The 21897-nt window shown below is 71.5% G+C and carries 15 protein-coding genes; 11 read left to right on the forward strand and 4 right to left on the reverse strand.

Annotated elements, in window-relative coordinates:
• Positions 1 to 7: 7 nt before the first annotated feature.
• The 8 genes from IF54_RS0107780 to IF54_RS0107815 all read left to right on the forward strand — a co-directional run bounded on the left by IF54_RS0107780 (position 8) and on the right by IF54_RS0107815 (position 10114).
• Positions 8 to 421: a roadblock/LC7 domain-containing protein gene (locus IF54_RS0107780; protein ID WP_003993189.1), complete on the forward strand. Its 414-nt coding sequence runs from the start codon at positions 8 to 10 to the stop codon at positions 419 to 421.
• A 111-nt stretch (positions 422 to 532) separates the two neighbouring features.
• Positions 533 to 931, forward strand: coding sequence for a DUF742 domain-containing protein (locus tag IF54_RS0107785; RefSeq protein ID WP_003973454.1), 399 nt, complete (start codon positions 533 to 535; stop codon positions 929 to 931).
• Positions 912 to 1487: a GTP-binding protein gene (locus IF54_RS0107790; protein ID WP_007384912.1), complete on the forward strand. Its 576-nt coding sequence runs from the start codon at positions 912 to 914 to the stop codon at positions 1485 to 1487. The genes IF54_RS0107785 and IF54_RS0107790 overlap by 20 nt, the downstream gene beginning before the upstream one ends.
• Positions 1488 to 1889: 402 nt before the next feature.
• Entirely contained in the window at positions 1890 to 5189 is a 3300-nt protein-coding gene (locus IF54_RS0107795; protein ID WP_030315918.1) for a nitrate- and nitrite sensing domain-containing protein, read from the forward strand.
• 10 nt (positions 5190 to 5199) lie between these two features.
• Entirely contained in the window at positions 5200 to 5613 is a 414-nt protein-coding gene (locus tag IF54_RS0107800) for a roadblock/LC7 domain-containing protein (protein ID WP_007384910.1), read from the forward strand.
• Between the two features lie 96 nt (positions 5614 to 5709).
• On the forward strand, positions 5710 to 6282 hold the full coding sequence (locus tag IF54_RS0107805) for a DUF742 domain-containing protein (RefSeq protein ID WP_030315920.1): 573 nt from the start codon (positions 5710 to 5712) through the stop codon (positions 6280 to 6282).
• Positions 6263 to 6844, forward strand: a complete 582-nt coding sequence (locus IF54_RS0107810; RefSeq protein WP_026248371.1) for a GTP-binding protein — start codon at positions 6263 to 6265, stop codon at positions 6842 to 6844. Before IF54_RS0107805 ends, IF54_RS0107810 begins: the two co-directional genes overlap by 20 nt.
• A 105-nt stretch (positions 6845 to 6949) precedes the next feature.
• A complete protein-coding gene (locus IF54_RS0107815; RefSeq protein ID WP_030315921.1) occupies positions 6950 to 10114 on the forward strand; it encodes an NACHT domain-containing protein in 3165 nt (1054 codons plus the stop codon).
• Between the two features lie 59 nt (positions 10115 to 10173).
• Here the strand turns inward: IF54_RS0107815 and IF54_RS0107820 are convergent, their stop codons facing one another.
• From IF54_RS0107820 to IF54_RS0107830, 3 genes are all read right to left on the reverse strand, one after another.
• A complete protein-coding gene (locus tag IF54_RS0107820; RefSeq protein ID WP_020138701.1) occupies positions 10174 to 10365 on the reverse strand; it encodes an acyl-CoA carboxylase subunit epsilon in 192 nt (63 codons plus the stop codon).
• A gap of 57 nt (positions 10366 to 10422) precedes the next feature.
• A complete protein-coding gene (locus IF54_RS0107825) occupies positions 10423 to 12018 on the reverse strand; it encodes an acyl-CoA carboxylase subunit beta (protein WP_037819532.1) in 1596 nt (531 codons plus the stop codon).
• Positions 12019 to 12169: 151 nt separating this feature from the next.
• On the reverse strand, positions 12170 to 14479 hold the full coding sequence (locus IF54_RS0107830) for a polysaccharide lyase 8 family protein (protein WP_420790356.1): 2310 nt from the start codon (positions 14477 to 14479) through the stop codon (positions 12170 to 12172).
• A gap of 158 nt (positions 14480 to 14637) precedes the next feature.
• On the opposite strand from IF54_RS0107830, the gene IF54_RS0107835 reads away from it, so the two are divergent.
• Positions 14638 to 15192 carry a YceI family protein gene (locus IF54_RS0107835; RefSeq protein WP_030315926.1) on the forward strand — a complete coding sequence of 185 codons (555 nt, stop codon included), beginning with the start codon at positions 14638 to 14640 and terminating at the stop codon, positions 15190 to 15192.
• Between the two features lie 26 nt (positions 15193 to 15218).
• Here the strand turns inward: IF54_RS0107835 and IF54_RS0107840 are convergent, their stop codons facing one another.
• Positions 15219 to 19082, reverse strand: coding sequence for a DNA-binding protein (locus IF54_RS0107840; protein WP_030315928.1), 3864 nt, complete (start codon positions 19080 to 19082; stop codon positions 15219 to 15221).
• 248 nt (positions 19083 to 19330) lie between these two features.
• On the opposite strand from IF54_RS0107840, the gene IF54_RS0107845 reads away from it, so the two are divergent.
• A complete protein-coding gene (locus IF54_RS0107845; RefSeq protein ID WP_030315930.1) occupies positions 19331 to 20641 on the forward strand; it encodes a glycosyltransferase 87 family protein in 1311 nt (436 codons plus the stop codon).
• Between the two features lie 218 nt (positions 20642 to 20859).
• Positions 20860 to 21642: a serine protease gene (locus tag IF54_RS0107850; protein ID WP_030315932.1), complete on the forward strand. Its 783-nt coding sequence runs from the start codon at positions 20860 to 20862 to the stop codon at positions 21640 to 21642.
• Positions 21643 to 21897: the final 255 nt, after the last annotated feature.

Consider the following 21897-nt stretch of genomic DNA (forward strand, 5'->3'; position numbering starts at 1 on the left):
GAGCCCGATGAGCCAGGCGGCACAGAACCTCAACTGGTTGATCACCAACTTCGTGGACAACACCCCCGGGGTGTCCCACACCGTCGTCGTGTCCGCCGACGGTCTCCTGCTGGCGATGTCCGAGGGCTTCCCGCGCGACCGTGCCGACCAGCTGGCGGCCGTCGCGTCCGGACTCACCTCGCTGACCGCGGGTGCCTCGCGGATCTTCGAGGGCGGCAGCGTGGCCCAGACCGTGGTGGAGATGGAGCGGGGATTCCTGTTCCTCATGTCCGTCTCGGACGGTTCCTCGCTCGCAGTCCTCGCCCACCCGGAATGCGACATCGGCCTCGTCGGGTACGAGATGGCACTGCTGGTCGACCGCGCGGGCGCTGTGCTCACGCCCGACCTGCGAGCCGAACTGCAAGGCAGTCTGCTCCACTGACCCGCCCCGGATCCACCCGTCTCACCAAACCACCGTCCGGCCGCCACAATCCCCCCACCGGCCTCACCAGACGGCTTGCCCGACCGACTTGCTGTCCCGCCCGGAGGATTCATGACCCCGCCCACCGCCTCTCATGATCCGTACGCGGAGCCGTACGAGGATGAGGGCGACCAGCCGCTGGTACGTCCGTACGCGATGACCGGCGGCCGGACCCGGCCGCGCTACCAGCTCGCCATCGAGGCCCTGATCAGCACCACGGCCGACCCGGCGGCGCTCATGGGGCTGCTCCCCGAGCACCAGCGCATCTGCCACCTGTGCCGCGAGGTGAAGTCGGTCGCCGAGGTCTCGGCGCTGCTCGCCATGCCGCTCGGCGTGGCTCGGATCCTCGTCGCGGACCTCGCCGAGGCCGGCCTGGTGGCCATCCACCAGCCGGGCGGCGACGAGAACAACGGCGGCGCGCCCGATGTGACGCTGCTCGAAAGGGTGCTCAGTGGACTTCGCAAGCTCTGACGCGGGGCGGGCCACCACCTCCGCGAAGATCGTGGTGGCGGGCGGCTTCGGCGTGGGCAAGACCACGTTCGTCGGCGCGGTCTCCGAGATCAACCCGCTGCGTACCGAGGCCGTGATGACGTCCGCGAGCGCGGGCATCGACGACCTGACCCACACCGGGGACAAGACGACCACCACGGTCGCCATGGACTTCGGCCGGATCACACTCGACCAGGACCTGATCCTGTACCTCTTCGGTACGCCGGGCCAGGACCGCTTCTGGTTCATGTGGGACGACCTGGTCCGCGGCGCGATCGGCGCGGTGGTCCTGGTCGACACCCGCAGGCTCGCCGACTGCTTCCCGGCCGTCGACTACTTCGAGAACAGCGGTCTGCCGTTCGTCGTGGCCCTGAACGGCTTCGACGGACACCAGCCGTACGCTCCCGAGGAGGTGCGCGAGGCCCTTCAGATCGGGCCGGACGCCCCGATCATCACGACCGACGCGCGGCACCGGTCGGACGCCAAGAGTGCCCTGATCACACTGGTCGAGCACGCCCTGATGGCCCGTCTGCGGTAACGCCCTCAGGGTGTGTCGAGCAGATCCCAAATCAAAAGCGTCATACGGCAGTTGTCGTAGATGTACCGGAGCCGGCTGTGGCCTTGGACACGGTCGGCCCCGGTGTTCATAACGTTTCGGCAGAGGAATCGGGTGGTACGGCCACGCATGGTTGCCAACCGGTCTCGCTGCGCTCACAAAGGCCCCGTCTTTTGACGGGGCTCGCTCTTTATGACCGTTTTATCTGGTGCTTACATCACGTGTAATCCCCGCGTACCAATGTTTGGAGGTGCGCAGGACGGCATGCTGGAATGCCTGAACTGCCCAATAGTCAAAGACGTACTCACTAGTCGATGACGTACTGGGCTCTGAGAGACTGCGGCACAACGTAGGTGCCGACCCCTCCGAGAGGTTGTTGGTCGAGTGAGGCGAAGCAAGAACGGTCCCGAGCCGTCGGCCCGGGGCAACTTCACCCCGCCGCCGCGCGGAGCGGCGCCCGCCCCTGTGTCCGGTCCGGAACCGACGGCCGCGCCGCCGTCGAGCGGTGGCCGTTTCTCCCCGCGCAACTGGCGGGTGCCGACCCGGCTGAACGCGATCCTGCTCATACCCGTGATCGTCGGCCTCGTCATGGGCGGCTTCCAGGTCAAGAGCTCGATCGACACCTGGCGGGAGGCCGAGGACGCGGAGAACACCGCGCGTCTGGTGCGGGCCTCCCTCAGCTATGCCGACGCCCTCTACAACGAGCGCGACAGCACGGCGGCCCCGCTGCTGAGCGGCCAGGGCCAGGACAACCCCACGGTCGTCGCCGCCCGCAAGAAGACCGACCAGGCCGCCGAGGTCTTCAACGAGGCCGCCGCGAACATGCCGAAGAAGGCGGGCCTCGAACGCCGCCTGAAGCTGTTCCGGGACGGTGAGGGCGGCCTCCAGACGCTGCGCGCCGGCGCCTACACCTCCTCCAAGTTCACCGGGGTGAAGACCGAGGAGGGCTACACCCAGGTCGCGCACCCGCTGACCGAGTTCGCCAACGAGCTCGGTCTGGGCACCGGAAACATCACCAGCTACGGCCGTACGGTCTACGCCATCGAGCTCACCAAGGCGGCCCTGTCGCTCCAGCGCTCCATCGGCATGCACCTGCTGATCAAGCCGGGCCCCGGGCTGAGCAGCTTCGCCAGCCAGCGGGTCGCCCTGTCCTCGTACGCGTACCTCGAGGGCATCGCCGTCGAGGAGTACGTCGGCGGTGGCACCGCGGCCGACGCGGCGAAGCTCGACACGGCCAAGAAGCAGATCCAGACGGAGGGCGTGGCGCTGGCCAAGGAGGCCGCCGCCAAGAACCCCAACTACGTTCCGCCGCCGTCCAACCCGGTGGTCATGGTCTCCAGCCTCGCCCAGCTGCCGTCGATGGACCAGAGCGCCCGTGAGTCGCTCGCCAAGGACGGCATCACCGCCGAGAACTGGTGGGCGGTCAACACCCTCAAGTACAACGCGTACCGCCAGATCGAGACCGACCTGGCCGACACCGCGGTGAACGAGGCCGCGGACATCGCCGACAACGCCAAGCGGGACGCCTTCATCGTGGGTGCCGCCGTCGTGGTCGCCCTGCTCCTCGCGTTCATCCTGGCCGGTGCCGTGGCCCGCCAGATGTCCCGCTCGATGCGCCAGCTGCGCAACGCCGCCTTCGGCATCGCCGAGCAGCGCCTGCCGATGCTGGTCGACCAGCTCTCCCGCACCGACCCCGGCCGGGTCGACACCCGGGTCGCGCCGATCCCGATCAACACCAAGGACGAGATCGGCGAGGTCGCCCGCGCCTTCGACCAGGTCCACCGCGAGGCGGTCCGGCTCGCCTCCGAGCAGGCCCTGCTGCGGGGCAACATCAACGCGATCTTCACCAACCTCTCGCGCCGCAACCAGTCCCTGATCGAGGGCCAGCTGACCCTGATCACCGACCTGGAGAACAACGAGGCCGACCCGGACCAGCTGGAGAACCTCTTCCGCCTGGACCACCTCGCGACCCGTATGCGCCGCAACGGCGAGAACCTCCTCGTCCTCGCCGGCGAGGAGCCCGGCCGCCGCTGGGACCAGCCGGTCCCGCTGGTCGACGTGCTGCGCGCCGCCTCCTCCGAGGTGGAGCAGTACGAGCGCATCGAGCTGTCCGGCGTCCCGGAGGCCGAGATCCACGGCCGCGCGGTCACCGACCTCGTGCACCTGCTCGCCGAGCTGCTGGAGAACGCGACCACGTTCTCCTCGCCGCAGACGAAGGTCCGCGTCACCGCGACCCGTCTCCCCGACGGCCGCATCATGATCGAGATCCACGACAAGGGCATCGGCCTCACCGCCGAGGACTTCGCGGACATCAACCACAAGCTGGCCAACCCGCCGACCGTGGACGCCGCGATCTCCCAGCGCATGGGTCTGTTCGTGGTCGGCCGGCTGTCCGACCGGCACGGCATCCGCGTTCAGTTGCGCCCCTCGGGCGAGCAGGCCGGCACCACCTCGCTGGTCATGCTGCCCGACGCGATCACCCACGGTGGTGGCGGCGAGCACCAGCCGGCCAACGACGAGTTCACCGTCTCGCAGATCATGCCGGAGCAGCAGTACCAGGGCGAGGACTTCAACAACGGTCTGCCCATGCGTACGGCCGCGGAGCTCGGCTTCGACGACAGCCGCTACTCCGAGGTCCCGGACGACATACGCGAGCTGGACCCGGTCGGCCGTTCCCTGATGCGTGAGGAGCGCCGCGCGGCCCTGGAGGCCCAGAGCCACGACCAGCCGCAGGCCCTCCAGGGCCCGGATCCGTCGTACACCGAGGCGTTCGACGGTCCCCGGAACGCCCCGCAGGGCGGCGGGCAGAACGGCTACGACAGCAACCGCAACGGCTTCCCCGAGCAGCAGCCCGCCGGGTACGACCAGCAGACGTCGTACGAGGAGGCTCAGCAGGCTCCGTACGAGGAGCAGCGGCAGCCGTCGTACGAGGAGCCGGGGCGCCCGGCGTACGACGAGCCGTATTTCGCGCAGAACGGCGGCCTGCCGCAGAACGACCCCTTCTCCACCAACGGCGGCTACCCGGATCCCGCGTATGCGGAGCAGGCCCAGGAGGAGCCCGCCGCGGTGCACGCGGCCGCCCCGGAGACCTTCTCGGGCTTCGAGGAGCGCCGCCACCAGGATGACTGGCCGCAGCCGGACGGTTACCAGGGCGGCTACGCGGACCAGTACGCTCCGGAAACGGAATCCGTGCAGGCCGCTGACGTGAGTGAGCGTGACCGCGTAGGCTTCGAACGTCCGGGGCCGGCCCCCGCCAACGTGGGTCACGAGTTGACCGACGCCGGGCTCCCCCGCCGTGGCTCCACCGGGAGCGGCGCGAACGGCTCGAACGGTACGCGGCACGCGCACCAGGAGTCGCCGGCCTCCGCGCCGGAGAGCAACGGCGGCGGCGACATCTGGCGCTCGGCCAACGACGCGCGGTGGCAGCAGGCCTCCCAGCTCCGGAAGCCCAAGGCGGGCGGGGTCACCTCCTCCGGCCTGCCGCGGCGGGTACCCAAGGCCAATCTGGTCGAGGGAGCCGCCGAGTCCACCCCGCAGGGGGGCCCATCGGTCTCCCGCGCCCCGGAGGACGTCCGGGGCAGGCTGAGCAACCTGCGTCGGGGGGTCCAGCGGGGCCGCAACGCAGGCAGTGAAACGAACGGTCAGGGCTTCGGTTCTGACAGCACCTACAACCAGGAGCGTTAGTGTGAGCCCGATGAGCCAGGCGGCGCAGAACCTGAACTGGTTGATCACCAACTTCGTGGACAACACCCCGGGGGTGTCCCACACGGTGGTGGTCTCCGCCGACGGACTCCTTCTGGCGATGTCCGAAGGCTTTCCGCGCGACCGAGCCGATCAGCTTGCGGCCGTCGCCTCCGGTCTGACCTCGCTGACCGCGGGTGCCTCGCGCATCTTCGAGGGTGGCGCGGTGAACCAGACGGTTGTGGAGATGGAACGGGGATTCCTGTTCATCATGTCCGTGTCCGACGGTTCGTCCCTCGCGGTTCTCGCACATCCGGAGGCGGACATCGGCCTCATCGGCTACGAGATGGCTCTTCTGGTGGACCGCGCCGGTTCGGTCCTTACGCCCGATCTGCGTGCGGAGCTCCAGGGCAGCCTGCTCAACTGACAGACAGACGGTGCGTTTTGGCGTCCCGGGGCCGTAAGGTTTCGGGACGCGGCTCCACAGTGATGGGTGCGCGGCGCAGTCGGAGGAGGAGAGAAAGTGGCAACACCCCCAGGCGGTTCATCTGGCAATTGGTCGTACGGACCTGGCCAGGGTCCGAACGACGGCCAGAACCCGAACCGTTACAACTTCCCCTCCACTCCCAGCCATCGGCAGCAGCCGTACGCGCCCCAGGGCCCCGGTCCCTCGCCGTACGACCAGCCGCCGGCCCCGCGCATCCAGCCCGTGCAGCCGCAACGACGCTCCGAGCCGGCGCCCGCCGGGGCCTCGAACAACCCCCTGGTGCGTCCGTACGCCATGACCGGCGGCCGGACTCGCCCGCGCTACCAGCTCGCCATCGAGGCGCTGGTGCACACCACCGCGCAGCCGCACCAGATGCAGGGCCAGTTGCCCGAGCATCAGCGGATCTGCAACCTCTGCCGGGAGATCAAGTCGGTGGCGGAAATCTCCGCGCTCCTGACGATCCCTCTCGGCGTGGCCAGGATCCTCGTCGCCGACTTGGCGGAGGCGGGCCTGGTCGCCATCCATCAGCCCGGCGGCGACGAGAACGCCGGCGGCCAGCCAGACGTGACACTGCTCGAAAGGGTGCTCAGTGGACTTCGCAAGCTCTAGCGGCGGTCCTTCCCGCTCCACCACCTCGGCGAAGATCGTGGTGGCGGGTGGCTTCGGCGTGGGCAAGACCACGTTCGTCGGGGCCGTTTCGGAGATCAACCCGCTGCGCACAGAGGCCGTGATGACGTCCGCGTCGGCCGGCATCGACGACCTGACCCACACCGGGGACAAGACGACCACCACGGTCGCCATGGACTTCGGCCGTATCACCCTGGACCAGGACCTGATCCTGTACCTCTTCGGTACGCCCGGTCAGGACCGCTTCTGGTTCATGTGGGACGACCTGGTCCGCGGTGCCATCGGGGCGATCGTCCTCGTCGACACGCGGCGCCTCGCCGACTGCTTCCCCGCGGTCGACTACTTCGAGAACTCCGGGCTTCCGTTCGTGATCGCCCTGAACGGGTTCGACGGGAACCAGCCGTACAACCCGGACGAGGTCCGGGAAGCCCTTCAGATCGGGCCGGACACGCCGATCATCACGACCGACGCCCGGCATCGGGCCGACGCCAAGTCCGCTCTCATCACGCTCGTGGAGCATGCGCTGATGGCTCGTCTGCGGTAGCGGACGCGACAGCTTCGAGGGGCCCTTTTCCCTACGAAGGGCCCCTTTGTCGTATCTCGCTGCCACACTGAAATCCTTCGGGAGTCGGGGACGACGGGGGCGCGCATGAGCGTCGAATTGGCTGCGTTACGGCTGGGGCAGACGGTCGCGACGAGTGCGGCACGACTGTGGCTGGGCGGCCGCAGAAGCGAGCAGGAACGCCAGGCCGGGATGTCCGAGCTGGTGCGGCTCCGCGTCCCGGGACTACGCCCTCAACGCAGTGTGGAGCGGCAGTTCGAGGAGATCGCGGATGCGGTGGCAGCCCGACTGGAGCCCCTGCTGGCGCACGAATTCCAGGGGCTGGCCGAGAACGAACGGCTGGCCGCCGCGCACGGCGTCATGGACACCTTCCGTCACGCGGATCTGTCGGACGAGTCGGTGCTCGGATCGGACGCCGACGCGGCGGAGCTGGCTCGCCGGATCCGTCGCGAGGCACCGCAGCCGTTCGGTCTGGCCGAACCCGCCCAGCGCTACTACGACCTGTTGTTCGCCGAGTGCTGCGACTGCTACGTACGTGTCCTGCGCCGCCTGCCGGTCTACTCCGAGCGCGCACTGACCGAGTTGCTCGGCCGCACGACCTCCCTGGGCACCGAGCTGACCCGGGTGCTGGAGCGATTACCGACGCGGTCGCTGTACGCCCCCGAGGGCACGGACGAGGACACCGCGTTTCTGCGGGAGTACCTGGAACTGGTGAGCCGTTCCCTCGACGAGGTCGAGCTGTTCCGGCTCGCCTCCGAACAGATGACACGGGCGAAGCTGTCGGTGGCGTACGTGAGCATGCGGGCCACGTCGGACGACGGACGGCGGCGCAGGGCAGCCGGGAGCCGGCCGCCGCTGCGGCGCGGGCTGCGCGCCTGGGAGGAGTCCGAGGGCACCGGGACCCGCGTGGAGAAGGCCCTCGGGGGCGCCTCCCGGGTCCTGCTGCGCGGCGAGGCCGGGTCCGGCAAGACCACCCTCATGCAGTGGCTGGCGGTGATGGCGGCGCGCAGCGCCTTCCGGGGGCCGTTGCGGGAGTGGAACCAGCTCATCCCGGTCCTGGTGAAGTTGCGCCGGTACGCCGGACGGGACTTGCCGTTGCCCGAGGCCTTGCTGGACGGGGTGGCGGGTCCGCTCACCGGTCACATGCCCAAGGGGTGGATGGACCGGATGCTGCGGGAGGGCAGGGTGCTGCTCCTGGTCGACGGGGTGGACGAACTGCTGGCCGTCGAGCGCGGCACGGTCCGCGACTGGCTTCGCCGGCTGCTGCACGCCTACCCGGACGTGCGCGTGGTCGTCACCTCGCGCCCCGCGGCCGCACGGGTGGACTGGTTGCGCACCGAGGGCTTCACGGTCTACCAGCTGGAACGGATGGCCCCGGCCGATCTCACCGCGTTCGTGCGGCAGTGGCACGCAGCCGTGCGTGAGCAGGGCGACGAACTCCCCTGCTCCGTCGAGGAACTCCCCCAGTACGAGCGTTCGCTTCTGACCAGCCTTCAGGACAGACCGCACCTCCAGTCCCTGGCGACCAATCCCCTGCTGGCCGCGCTGATCTGCGCCCTGCACCTGAGCAAGGGCCGGCAGTTGCCGCGCAACCGCATGGAGCTGTACAAGATCGCGCTGGAGACGCTGGTCCAGCACCGGGACGCCGAACGGCGGGTGCCCAGTGCCGAGGCCGGTCCGCTCACCCTGCCGGACAAGCTCTGCGTGCTGCGTGATCTGGCCTGGCGGCTGTCCGACAACAACCGCACGGAGATCCCGACCGCCCAGGCCCGTCGGTTCGTGACCTCCCGGATGACGTCGATGCGGCACCTGGACGGGGTCGACAGGGCAGCCGTCCTGGACCATCTGGTGGCCAGGTCGGGGGTGCTGCGCTCGCCCGTGGAGGGCCGGGTCGACTTCGTGCACCGGACCTTCCAGGAGTACCTCGCCGCGCAGGACGCCGCCGACGAGGACAACATGGGCAACCTCGTCGAGCGGGCCCACCTCGACCTGTGGCACGAGACGATCATCATGGCGGCGGGACACGCCAACCTGCGTCAGCGGCATGAACTCGTCGACGGCATCCTGGCCCGGGCCGACGTCGAGCACCGGTACACCCGGCGCCTGCGCCTGCTGGCGGCTGCCTGCCTCGAGACGATGAGCACGGTTCCGGACGACCTGGCACGACGCCTGGACGCCGCCCTGGACGCCCTGGTGCCGCCCCGGCGAAGCTCCGAGGCCGGGTCGCTCGCCTCGGTCGGGCCCGCGTTGGTGCGGCGGCTGCCCGGCACACTGGACGGCCTGTCGGAGCGGGCGGCGTGCACGACCGTACGGACCGCTGCCCTGGTCGGCGGCGAGGCGGCGCTCGGCCTGCTGTCCGGGTACGCGGAGGGTGCGAACGAGGACGTGCAGAAGGAACTCGTCGACGTCTGGGAGTACTTCGACCCGGACGAGTACGCGGCGCGGGTGCTGGTCCGGCTCCCCCTGGAGGAGCTGCTCCTACAGGTGACACACCCCGCCCAGTGGCCCGCGGTGCTGCGGTTGAAGGAGGCCCGACGGGTGTGGCTCGACTACGAGTTCACGGACGGGCTGGCCGCGACCTCGGCCCTGGGGGACCTGGACTGGTTGTGGGTCCCGCGGCTGCTCGGGGACAACGACCTCTCCCCCCTGTGTCGGCGGCCGGGGCTGCGCAATCTGGTCGTGGGCGGTGGCGAGCATCTCCCGCTCCTGGACTTCGGGCCGCTGCGCGGTCTGGCCTCGCTGCACAACTTGCAGCTCCAGGACTGGGCGTCCGTGCCACCGCTCGAGACCCTCCCGATGCCGGCCGGCCTGGTGGGGCTGGGGCTCGGCAGGCTGGACGAGGACACCGATCTGGGACCGCTGCTGGAGCGGACGAACTGGACGTCTCTGGCGCTCCAGAGCGGCGGCACCCCGCGAGGCCTGTCCGGCCTGGCGCGCCTGACCCAGCTGACGCATCTGACGCTGTACCACTTCGATCTCCGCACGTGGTTGCCCACGTTGGAGAGCCCGCCGCCCCGGCTGAGCGTGCTGAATCTGTTCAACTGCCGACTGCCCCGTGACCTGGGGCCGATCGGTGCTCTGGATCGACTGCGGCGGCTGGACCTGCGCGCCTGCCGCACGGACGACGAGCAGCCCCTGGAACTGTCGCCCCTGGCCCGAGGCCCGCGGCAGACGCGGCTGACCGTGACGGTCGACTCGAGTGTGCGTCCACCGACCGCCCCGGTCCCCGGCGTTCGGGTGAGACGCCGTTGAACGGCGACGGCCCCGCACTCCCGACCGGGAGCAACGGGGCCGTCGGCGCGCTGAGGGGATCAGTGCCAGCTGTGGGGTGCCCTGAAGCCGCCCTCGCGCTCCAGGCGGCGCCAGCGGGCCTTGGGGCGGCCGGGGTGGGACGGGGTCTCGGAGGGCCGGGCAGCTGCGCGGGCCAGGAGGATCGCCGTGATGGCGGCGACTTCCTCGGGCTCGGCGTGGCCCTTCTCGACGCGGATGTCAGGGGTGCTCATAGGTCACAGTCTCCGTGAGAGAGGTTTCCGCGAGGGTGACGCGGAGGGTCCGCCGGGTTACTGCGGAGGGTTGCCGTGCTTGCGGGAGGGCAGGTCGGCGTGCTTGGAGTGGAGCATGGCGAGGGACTTGATCAGGACCTCGCGGGTCTCGGCGGGGTCGATGACGTCGTCGACCAGGCCGCGCTCGGCCGCGTAGTAGGGGTGCATGAGCTCGGACTTGTACTCCTTGACCATGCGGGCCCGCATCGCCTCGGAGTCCTCCGCCTCCGCGATCTGGCGGCGGAAGATGACGTTCGCGGCACCTTCGGCGCCCATCACGGCGATCTCGTTGGTGGGCCAGGCGTAGGTGAGGTCCGCACCGATGGACTGGCTGTCCATGACGATGTAGGCGCCGCCGTAGGCCTTGCGCAGGATCAGCGAGATCCGCGGCACGGTGGCGTTGCAGTAGGCGTAGAGCAGTTTGGCGCCGTGGCGGATGATGCCGCCGTGCTCCTGGTCGACGCCCGGCAGGAAGCCGGGCACGTCCAGGAGGGTGACGATCGGGATGTTGAAGGCGTCGCACATCTGGACGAAGCGCGCGGCCTTCTCCGAGGCCTCGATGTCCAGGACACCGGCGAGCGTGGAGGGCTGGTTGGCGACGATGCCGACGACCTGGCCGTCCAGGCGGGCCAGCGCGCAGATGATGTTGCGGGCCCAGCGCTCGTGGACCTCGAGGTAGTCGCCGTCGTCGACGATCTCCTCGATGACCTTGGTCATGTCGTAGGGCCGGTTGCCGTCCGCCGGCACCAGGTCCAGCAGGACCTCGCCGCGCCGGTCGGGCGCGTCGGTGGACTCCGCCCGCGGCGGGTTCTCCCGGTTGTTCTGCGGGAGCATCGCCAGCAGGTAGCGGACTTCGGCGAGGCAGGTCTCCTCGTCGTCGTAGGCGAAGTGGCAGACCCCGGAGGTCTCGGCGTGCACGTCCGCGCCGCCCAGGCCGTTCTGGGTGATCTCCTCGCCGGTGACCGCCTTGACGACGTCCGGTCCGGTGATGAACATCTGCGAGGTCTCGCGGACCATGAACACGAAGTCGGTCAGGGCGGGGCTGTAGGCCGCGCCGCCCGCGCACGGGCCCAGCATCACCGAGATCTGCGGGATGACACCCGAGGCCTTGGTGTTGCGCTGGAAGATGCCGCCGTAGCCGGCGAGCGCCGAGACGCCCTCCTGGATGCGGGCGCCCGCGCCGTCGTTGAGGGAGACCAGCGGGGCACCGGCCGCGATGGCCATGTCCATGATCTTGTGGATCTTGGTGGCGTGGGCCTCGCCCAGCGCGCCGCCGAAGATGCGGAAGTCGTGGGCGTAGACGAAGACCGTACGGCCCTCGACCGTGCCCCAGCCGGTGATCACACCGTCGGTGTACGGCTTCTTGGCCTCCAGGCCGAACCCGGTCGCCCGGTGCCTGCGCAGCTGCTCGACCTCCTGGAAGGAACCGGCGTCGAGGAGCAGTTCGATGCGCTCACGTGCTGTCAGCTTGCCCTTGGCGTGCTGCGCCTCGGTCGCCTTCTCGCTGGGGCCGGCCAGGGCCGCCGCACGGATCTCGTGCAGCTCGGCCACCCGCCCGCGCGCGTCCGTCGGCTCGCCCGTCGACTCACTCGGCGCCTCATCCAAAACGGTCATGTAGTGACCTTACGAAGACCCGCGAGGAAAGCGAGCCGTCGACTCCGTACAGTCTCCGGCCCGTTTTCCTGGTGCCACTGAACAGAACCGTGGAGCCATGCAGGCCTTCTGACTGCTCAGGGGGCCTTTCGCTTGTAGGGGTCGCACAAAGTCAGCCCGTGAGAGTCACTTCACACACATGGGTGGCGCATAGCTCCCCCGGAGTGACGCGCAGCCGGAGCGGACGGCCCGCGGCGAGCACCTCGACCGTGTTGTCGGCGCGGATCACCGAGCGCACCGGCCGGTTCCAGACGATCTCGAGGGGTTCACCCGTTCGAGGGGGTTCGGCCACGCAGAGCGTAGCCGTACGGCCCGTGCGGCGGACCAGCACGCTCGCCGGCGCCGACGCGGTGAGCGGTCCCGCAGTGCCCGGCTGCCAGAAGTTCGCAGCGGTCAGACCGAGGCGGTCGACGTGGACCGCCTGGCAGCTGCCGTCGTTGGCGAGGACCGACAGCCAGTGGCGGTCGGCGGCCCGGGCGGCGACGGTACGGCGGGCGGCTCCGGGCAGGAGGACGTAGGCGTACGTGGCGTCCACGGGGTCGGTGCCGTGGTCGAGCCAGAGGGTCTGCCAGCGCCGGGTGCGCCGCTCGGTCGTACTGCCGGTGTTGATGTCGGACCAGGCGCCGGTGCGGTCCTCGCGCAGGGCGTGCACCGCGTCGGGGACGAGCCAGCCGCCGTGTCCTTCCAGATGTGCCCAGCCCGGCCCTCGTACGAAGGTCTGCTCGCCGCCCTCGCCGAGGTTGCGGTTGTCGACGACGGTCTCGACCGGGACGCCGTCCGTGCAGGTGATCCCGGCGCCGAGGCAGACCACGGCGTCCGCGAGGCAGAACCACGACTTGCGGGCCTGGAGCGTCGACTCCAGGCCCTTCAGGTGCTGGCCGATCGCCGCGTACTCGCCGTCGGTGGTGCCGCCTACCCAGCGGACGTCCGGCCGGGGCTCGCCCCACTCGCCGCCCGCGCGGTCGGGGAGGCGTCGGGTGGAGACGGTGGTGCCGGGGAGGCGGTACCAGTCGACGGTGGGCCAGTACCAGTCCGTGTACTGGTCGCTCCGCTTCCCGGTCCACCAGGAGAGCATTCCGGCGCCGGTGTGCCAGCCGCGCGGGTTCTCGCCGTTGCCGCACTCGTAGGCGGCGATGCGGTCGCTCGCCATGGCGATGCCGGCGACGAAACCGGGGCGGCGGTGGACGGCCCGGTCCATGGCGGCGAAGAGGCGGTGGCCGACGGGGGCGGGGGCGGCCGGGACCGGTGAGGCGGCGACCGTGTGCAGCCGGGCGAGGTCGGCGACGCCGAACTGGGGGGAGGTCAGGACCGGCGTGACGGTGTCCCGTTCGATCCAGCCCTTCACCAGGCCGTACCAGCGCTCCCGTTCCGCCGTGCCCGCTCCGCCCGCGAGCAGCGCGACGGCGGCGATGAGCCCGTGGCCGTGGAAGTGGTCGCTGCGCAGCACCTGGCGGTCGTCGCTCTTGAGGTGACCCCGGCTGATGGCACGGCCGTTGACGCCGTCCATCACCAGCCCGTCGTGGATCAGCGGGGCGAAGGCGTGCTGGACGCTGTCGAGGACGGTCCGCCGGTTCGGGTCGGTCACCTCCCACGCGGAACCGGCGAGGAGGGTGAGGAGGCGGCCCAGGCCGTCGAGCAGGACCTGGCCGTAGGTGCCGGAGTAGGCGACCCGGGTGTGCTGGACGAAGGACCCGTCGGCATACAGGCCGTCGCCCCTGGTGACGTACGGGAAGACCGGCGTGAGGGCGTCGCGGGCCAGGGCGATCCGGTCGGGAGCCCGGCCGAGGACGCCGCGCAGGGCGACCGAACGGCACAGGTCGACGCGGTTGGCGCCGGTGGAGGTGCCGGAGTAGTCGGTGAGCAGCGCGTCCGGGATGAAGTGGTCCACGGCGGCGCAGGCCGCTTCCCTGCGGGCGTCGGTGAGGCGGTCGTACAGCGCGGCCGTGATGTCCATGAGGAGCCGGGGGCTGCCGATCTGCCATTCCCACCAGTTGCCGTAGCGGGTGGCGGAGGGGTTGTAGACGGTGGCGGAGAGGTGGTCGAGGCCGCGCAGGACGGCCGCGAGGAGGTCCTCGTCGCCGGTCGAGCCGGTGCCCTGCTGGACGTAGGCCTGAGTCATGGTCCACAGGCGTCCGTAGCTCTGGGTGATGCCCGCCGGGGGGTCGAAGGGGACGCCGGGCCAGAGGGAGGTGGGGGTCGGGGCCATGGCGGCGTAGAAGCCGCGGGCGAGCTCGCCGGTCTCGGCGAGACGGCCGGCGTAGGGCTCGGACGCGGGGTCGTAGCCGGTGCCGAGGGCGATGTCGAGCCAGCGGTGGCGCAGGGTGTCGTAGGGGTCGGCGGCGCCGGCGGCACGGACGGGGACGGCCGGGAGGGCGGTCGTGGACAGGAGCGCCGCCGCCAGTAAGGCGGTTCTGCGGCTCACCAGGGGACTCATCTGCGGGTTCATACGGGGGCATGTACCACTGCGGCAAGGTCCGGCCAACACTTCGCGGATGACGTTGAAACCTTCAAGGAATAGGTCTACGGTCGTTCGCGTTGAGTGGTTCAACGTTCAACATACTCATCCAAAGGAGCCCCGTCATGACGAACACCGACCTGACCGCGCTGACCGGCGACTACACGATCGACCCCTCGCACTCCACGATCGGCTTCACCGTCCGGCACGCCATGGTCACCAACGTCAAGGGCAAGTTCAACGAGTTCAGCGGCTCGCTGCACCTGGACGGCGGCGACCCGTCCCAGTCGACGGCCTCCATCGACGTCAAGATGGACAGCATCGACACCGGGGCGCCGGACCGCGACGGGCACCTCAAGAGCGCGGACTTCTTCAAGACCGACGAGTTCCCCACGATGACCTTCCGCTCCACCAAGGCGGAGGCGCTGGGCGACGAGGACTACCGCATCACCGGCGACCTGACGATCCTCGGCACCACCAAGCCGCTCACCATCGACCTCGAGTTCAACGGCGCCGCCAAGGACCCCTTCGGCAACGAGCGCGTGGGCTTCGAGGGCAAGGCCGAGATCAAGCGCTCCGAGTGGGGCCTGACCTGGAACGCGGCCCTGGAGACGGGTGGCGTCCTGGTCTCCGACAAGATCAAGCTGCACTTCGACATCTCGGCGATCAAGAACGCCTGAGCCGCCGACAGCGCTCAGTCCGTACGTCAGCAGGTGCGCCGGTACGGCAGGTCCGGGAGGTAGGTCTTCCAGGCCGCCTCGGACAGTCCCGAACCGGCGCGCTCGCAGACCTCGCCGATGAGCCGGTCCGGGCTGAGGTCGTAGCGCAGTACGGGGACGTGGGCACCGGAGGCGCGGAGCGTGCCGTCCGGGGCGAACGCGAGGGCGCGGATGTCGTCGCCCGGGGTGGGCAGCGCCGTTCCCAGGAGCGTCTGGGACGCCAGGTCCCACAGGTGCAGGGTGCCGCCCGCCCCGGCGACGGCGAGCGTCCCTCCGTCCGGAGAGAAGGCGAGCGCGGTCACCCCGCCGCCGGCATCGGTCGTCAGGTCGGACGTGGTGCCGTCCAGCACGCCGAGCCGGGCCCGCGCGGCACCGTCCCAGAGCGTGACCCGGCCCAGCACGTCACCCACGGCCAGCCGCGAGCCGTCCGGGCCGTAGGCCGCGGCGCTGATCAGGTCCTCGCCCAGCACCCGCGGCTCCATGCGGTCGGCGCCCAGATCGGCGACCAGCCCCTCCTGGGTCACCAGGGCGGCCCCGTCGGACCGCAGAGCCAGGCGCACGCCGTCCGAACCGGCGGTGACGGAGTCCGCCTCCCGGACGCTGCGCACGGTCTTCACCCGCTGGCGCCGGCCCACGTCCCACACTTCGACGGCAGGCCGTGCCACGGACCGGTACACCAGCAGGGTGCGGCCGTGGAGGTCGAGGGCGAGACCGTCCACCGCGAGCGAACCGCCCGGGGCGGCGCCGATCATCACGGTGGCGCGGACCCGGCGGTGCGCGAGGTCCCACACCGTGATCCTGGTCCGGTCGCGCGGCGGCTGCTGCCCCTTCGCGTAGGGGTTGAGGCCGGTCGCCAGGTATCTGCCGTCGCCGCTGAGCGCCATGAGGTCGGCGCAGGACTCGGTGCCGGGGCACGGCGTGGCCGGCGGCTCGAAGACCACGCGCCCGGCGCGCCCGTCCCGGGTGTCCAGCACCTGCACCCGCCGCTCCCCGCCCGTCTCCGCCAAACGGGCCAGGACCCGGCCGTCGTCGGAGAGTTCCGCCCGGTACGCCGTGGGCCCCTGCCAGGGCGCGGCCGTCGCGGCGCCGAGGGCCAGTGAGCGTACGACGGTCGCGGAGCCGTTGAGATACCGCACGGCTCCCGCGGTCCGGTCGAAGGCGATGTCGTCCCACTCGTCCGCGTCGATCCGACGGCTCAGCACGGGCACCTGTGGATGGGCGGTCCGCAGCACGACGAGCCGGTGGGGTCCGGTGGCCACCAGGAAGGCGCCGGCCCCGCCGGGCCACACCTGGGTCAGTCCGTCGGCCGTGAAGGACGGTGTCGCGCGTCCGCTGCGCAGGTCCCAGCCGTGGATCCCGTCGGCGGCGGCGACCGTGAGCGCGCGGCTGTCCGGGGTGAACGCCAGCGCCTGGTCACGGCAGTCGGCGGGCCGCGCCTTCGCCACCCAGGGCGCCGAGACCTGCCGCCGGTGCGTGACGTCCCAGAGCTCCGGGGCGTGGCCGCCGCCCGTGCACAGGGCGAGCCACCGGCCGTCCGGGCTGGCCGCGACACCGCTCACGCCGCCGGCCGGTTCCGGGAGCCGCAGGGTGGAGCGACCGGTGCGCGGGTCCCGGACGTGCACGCTGCCGTCGTCCCAGTCGACGGCGACCAGAGCGTGCGCGGTGTAGGCGAACGGGGTCTGCATGGCGTCCACGCCGGGGAGTGTCCTGGTCACCCGTCCGGTCCCCACGTCCCACAGCTCGACGCGGTCCCCGGCCAGCAGCGCGAGGGTCCGGCCGTCCGGGGCGACGGCGGCCGGGACGCCGTCCATCAGCTTTCCGGGGCCCGGCACGGAGCGGGTGAGCCGCCGGGTGCGCAGGTCCCAGATCCGGACCCGGTCCGCGGTGACGGAGACCACGGACCGGCCGTCCGCCGTCAGCCGGTGCACGTCGTTGCCGGAGCCGTCGAAACCGGCGTCCGCGCCCGGCACCGCGAACACGTCCTCGTCCCTCTGGGCCATCGCCCCGATCAGCGCCGACCGGGTCTCCGTCGTGTCGGCGAGCCGGGCGGCGGCCACGCTGAGCCGCATCGCGGTGCGCGGGTCGGAGTACCGCATGCCGTCCGCCACGGCGGCGATCCGACGGGCCTCGGCCTCCACCTGGCGGCGGTCGCTCGTCCGGTTCTGCTGCCAGGCGGCGGCCCCCGCGACCAGCGCGAGCACGAGCAGCGCGGCGAGGGCCCCGACGAGTCCGCGGCGCCTGCGGCGCTCACCCCGGCGTGCGGCGCTGCTCGCCGTGAGGAAGGCCCGCTCCTGCGCGGTCAGCGAGGCCCCGGCCAGCTGTTCCCCGGCCGTGGCCAGCCGGGTGCCGCGGTACAGGGCGCCGGGGTCCCGCCCCAGGTCGTCCCAGGCCCGGGCCGCCTCGGTCAGCCGCCGGTGCGTCCGCAACTGCTCCCGCTCCTGCTCGATCCACCCCGACAGCCGGGGCCAGGCGGTGATCAACGCCTCGTGGGCGAGATCGACGGTGCCGTGATCGAGGGTCAGCAGCCGGGCACGGACGAGACGGTCCAGGACAAGGGCTGTGTCGGGGGCGCCGGGAGGGCCTGCGGACGTCGGGCCGGGGGGCCGATCGGCAGCGCCCGGCTGCCCCTGCGCACCCTCCGTCGGTGTCGTGAAGTCGAGTTCCGTGCGGTCGATCGGGCGGCGGGTGTCCTGTGATCCCTCGCCGGGGGTGATGAGGCGGAGCAGGACGAGCCGGGCGAGTTCCGCGTGGTGCGGGGAGAGGTCCGCCCAGACCTCCTCGGCGCTCTGGGCGATGGCCCCGCGGACACCGCCCGCGGCCTCGTACGCCTCCTCGGTCAGCGCCCGGCCCCGGCGACGGCGCCAGGTCTCGCGCAGGACGTGCGACAGAAGTGGCAGTCCCCCGGGCTCGTCGGCGATCTCGTCGACCAGGCGCGCGGTGAGGGCCCGTTCGACGATGTACCCGGCGCTCTGGGCCGGCTTGACGATGACCTCGCGCAGCTCGGCCGGGTCCATCGGGCCGACCAGCAGCCCGGCCTCGCCCAACACGTCCGCCAGACCCCGGTGTTCGGCGCAGCGGCCGTAGAAGTCCGCCCGTACGGCGATGACGACCCGCAGTCCGCTGCCGGGCTCCCGGGCGGCGAGCAGCCGGTCGAGGAAGGCACGGCGTTCGTCCGGGTCCCGGCAGAGGGTGAAGACCTCCTCGAACTGGTCGACGACGACCAGGATGTCGCCCGCGGGCCCTGGCTCACCCGCCGCGACCGACGCGTCCGCCACCCCCGGCGCCCCCGCCGGTCGCAGCGCATCCGCGTGGGTGCGGGCCGGGTTTGCGCCCGGGGTGAGGACGCGGATCGCGGCGAGGTCGCGCTCGGCGCGCAGGGCGGGGATGAGTCCGGCCCGCAGGAGGGAGGACTTGCCGCTGCCGGAAGGGCCGAACACCGCGGTGAAGCGCCGGTCCCGGACCAGTCGGCACAGCGCCGTGACCAGCCGGTCGCGCCCGAAGTACCGGTCGTGGTCGTCGGGTTCGAAGCGGGCCAGGCCCTGGTAGGGCGGCTCCACGTCGTCGTCCAGGCCGACGGCCGCCTCGCGGACCTCCCGCTCGGCCTCCTTCCAGCGGCGCTCCCACTCCCCCGGGTCGCCGCCGCAGGCCGTGGCGTAGGCCAGGGTCACCTGGAGCGAGGGCAGTTGCTCGCCGGCCGCGGCCTGGGAGAGCGCGGTCACGGAGAAGTGCGCCCGGCGGGCGAGTTCGCGGTAGGTGGGGCCGCCGGCCTCCTGGCGGAGCTTGCGCAGTTCGTAGGCGAACCTCGGCACCGGTCCCGCGGCCGGATCGACCGGGGTCTCCCGACGGCCCATGTGCGCTCGTCTCCCCCGTGTCCACGCCCCGTGATGCGGACGCCTGTTCGTCGCGGCCACCCTAAGGAACCGTCCGGACCCCCCGCAAGGTTCCGCCGCCCCTGTCACCAGGGGCTTTCGTTTTGTTCAGGGTGGCGGCCGGGGGCTGCTGAACAACGCGCCGCCCGCTGGACTCGTGGTCACGGGCCTTGTTCCGGAGGCCGTACCGCAGCGTGCGGTCCCCGCGCTCAGACGCCATGAGAGACGACATGACCCTCATCGACAGGGCGGCGACGCCGGCCCCGCACACGGCCCGAGGTGTCCTCACGGGGGTGGGACACCTCGGGCAGACCTCCCCGCCCGTGCCACCTGGCGGACGGCTTGCCTCCCTCGCCCGCCGGATGTGGGCGTACTGGCTCGGGTGCGCGGGCTTCGCGCTGATCCTCGCGACGACGACGGGGCTCGGCCCGCACCGGGTCTGGGGCGCGTGCGCGGCGGTCGGATACGGCACGGCCGCGGTGTTCGCCGTACGGAACTCGCCCCGCCGCGCCGCTTGGGCCGCGCTCCTGGGAGCGGTCCTGGTGCCGCTGGCGGTGCTCGTCGTCTCGGGCGAGGCCCAGTCGGAGGTCGGGGTCGTCGAGCGGTCGGGGGCGCTGCTGCTGCACTCCGGCAGCCCCTACCTTCCGCATCCCGTCCACACGGTGGACTACGACCCGTACCTGCCCGGCATGGCGCTCTTCGGCGTTCCTCGCGCGCTCTTCGGGAACGGTCCGCTCACCGATGCCCGTGTCTGGTTCTGCCTCACCTTCCTGGCCTGCATGGGCGTCGCCGCGGGCTTCGGCCGTCGGCACCGCCGGTCGGACGGGGTGCTGTCGCTGGCCGCGTTCCCCGCGGTGGCCCTGCCGCTGGCCGTGGGCGGGGTGGATCTGCCGGTGGTCGCGCTGATGTGCCTGGGTCTGGCGCTGGCGGGCCGGGGCGGTTCGGGCACGGCGGCCGGTGTGGCCATGGGGGCGGCGGCCGCGCTGAAGTGGACGGCCTGGCCGTTGCTGCCGGTGGGTCTGGTGCTGCTCGCGATCACGGCGGGGCGCCGCACTGCGCTGCGGGCGGGTGTGGCCGCGCTGTCGGTCGCGGTCATGGCGGTCGTGCCCGTAGCCCTCGCCGATCCACACGCCTTCGTCGAGCACGTGGTGCTCTTCCCGCTCGGTGAGGGCGGCGTCCGCTCTCCGGCGACCAGCCCGCTGCCGGGCCGTCTGCTGGCCGAGTACGCCCCGGACGGTGCCGTGCTCGCGACGGGCGGGCTCGTCGTCGCCGCCGTGGGGGTGGCGGTGTCGCTGCTGATACGACCGCCCCGGACCGTCCGCGCGGCGGCTGACCGGCTGGCGGTGGGCCTGGGCCTCGCCATCTGCCTGATCCCGGCGACCCGCTTCGGCTACCTCGTCCTGCCGTTGGTCCTCGCGGGCTGGTTCCGGTACCCGACCGAAACGGGTGGCGCTTCCTCCGCCGAGGTGGTGGACCTCGCTGAGTGTCCAGCCCCGAAGCGCCCGGAATCACGCCACGGGCTCTCCGGTGGCCGCGCGTGACACCTTCCTGACGCTTCGGCACCCCTGCTGCCCGAAGGTCTCCCCCGCACCCTCGCCGGCCAGGCGCTTGGCTGAATCGCGCCCCTTGTGCGGGAGTTCACGGGATTCTCATAATCCATCAGCAGATTTGACCGGCCCATGTCAGAACTTGGGCGTCCCTTTGCCGCCCAGATTTGGCATGCGCTCGCCAAAGCCACCCCCACCTGGAAGGCAGCACCATGAAGAGACTCGTCACAGCCCTCAAGAGATGTCTGGCGGTCGGAGCCGCCGCGCTCGCGATCGCCAGTCTCCAGCCCCTCTCCTCCGCGCAGGCCGCCCCCGCCCCCGTCGTGGGCGGCACCCGTGCCGCGCAGGGCGAGTTCCCGTTCATGGTCCGGCTCTCCATGGGCTGCGGCGGGGCCCTGTACACCCAGCAGATCGTGCTGACCGCCGCGCACTGCGTGAACGGCACCGGCGCCAACACCGGCATCACCGCGACCGCCGGCGTCGTGGACCTCCAGTCCACCAGCGGCCGGGTCCAGGTCAGGTCGACCTACGTCTACCGGGCTCCGGGCTACAACGGCGACGGCAAGGACTGGGCGCTCATCAAGCTCGCCCAGCCCATCAACCTGCCCACGCTGCCCATCGCCACGAGCACGCAGTACAACACCGGCACCTTCACCGTCGCGGGGTGGGGCGCGGCCACGCAGGGCGGTGCCCAGCAGCGGTATCTGCTCAAGGCGACCGTGCCGTTCGTGAGCGACGCCACCTGCCGGTCCTACAGCGGGTACAGCGGGCTCATCGCGAACGAGGAGATCTGCGCGGGGTACGCGGCCGGCGGGGTGGACACGTGCCAGGGGGACTCCGGTGGGCCGATGTTCCGGCGGGACGCGAACAACGCGTGGATCCAGGTCGGGATCGTGAGCTGGGGCATCGGCTGCGCCAAGCCGAACGCGCCCGGGGTCTACACCGAGGTGTCCACGTTCGCCTCGGCGATCGCCTCCGCGGCGGCGTCGCTGTGAGGTGACGGGGTTCTTGACGCGGGTCCGGTGCGGTGTGCCGGGCCCGTGGTTTTTCGCCCCCGCCGCCCCTACCCGTCCCGTCCTCCAGGGGGCGGGCCCCCTTCGACCCCCGTTTCGGGGGCGCTGCCCCCGGACCCCCGCTCCTCAAACGCCGGAGGGGCTGAAGTGCCCGAGCGGTTCCGGAGGGGCTGAAGTGCCCGAGCGGTTCCGGAGAGGCTTAGTGCCCCAGCGGTTCCGGAGGGGCTGAAGTTGCCG

It is taken from the genome of Streptomyces sp. NRRL B-3229 (assembly GCF_000719505.1).
Classification (GTDB): Bacteria; Actinomycetota; Actinomycetes; order Streptomycetales; family Streptomycetaceae; genus Streptomyces; species Streptomyces griseorubiginosus.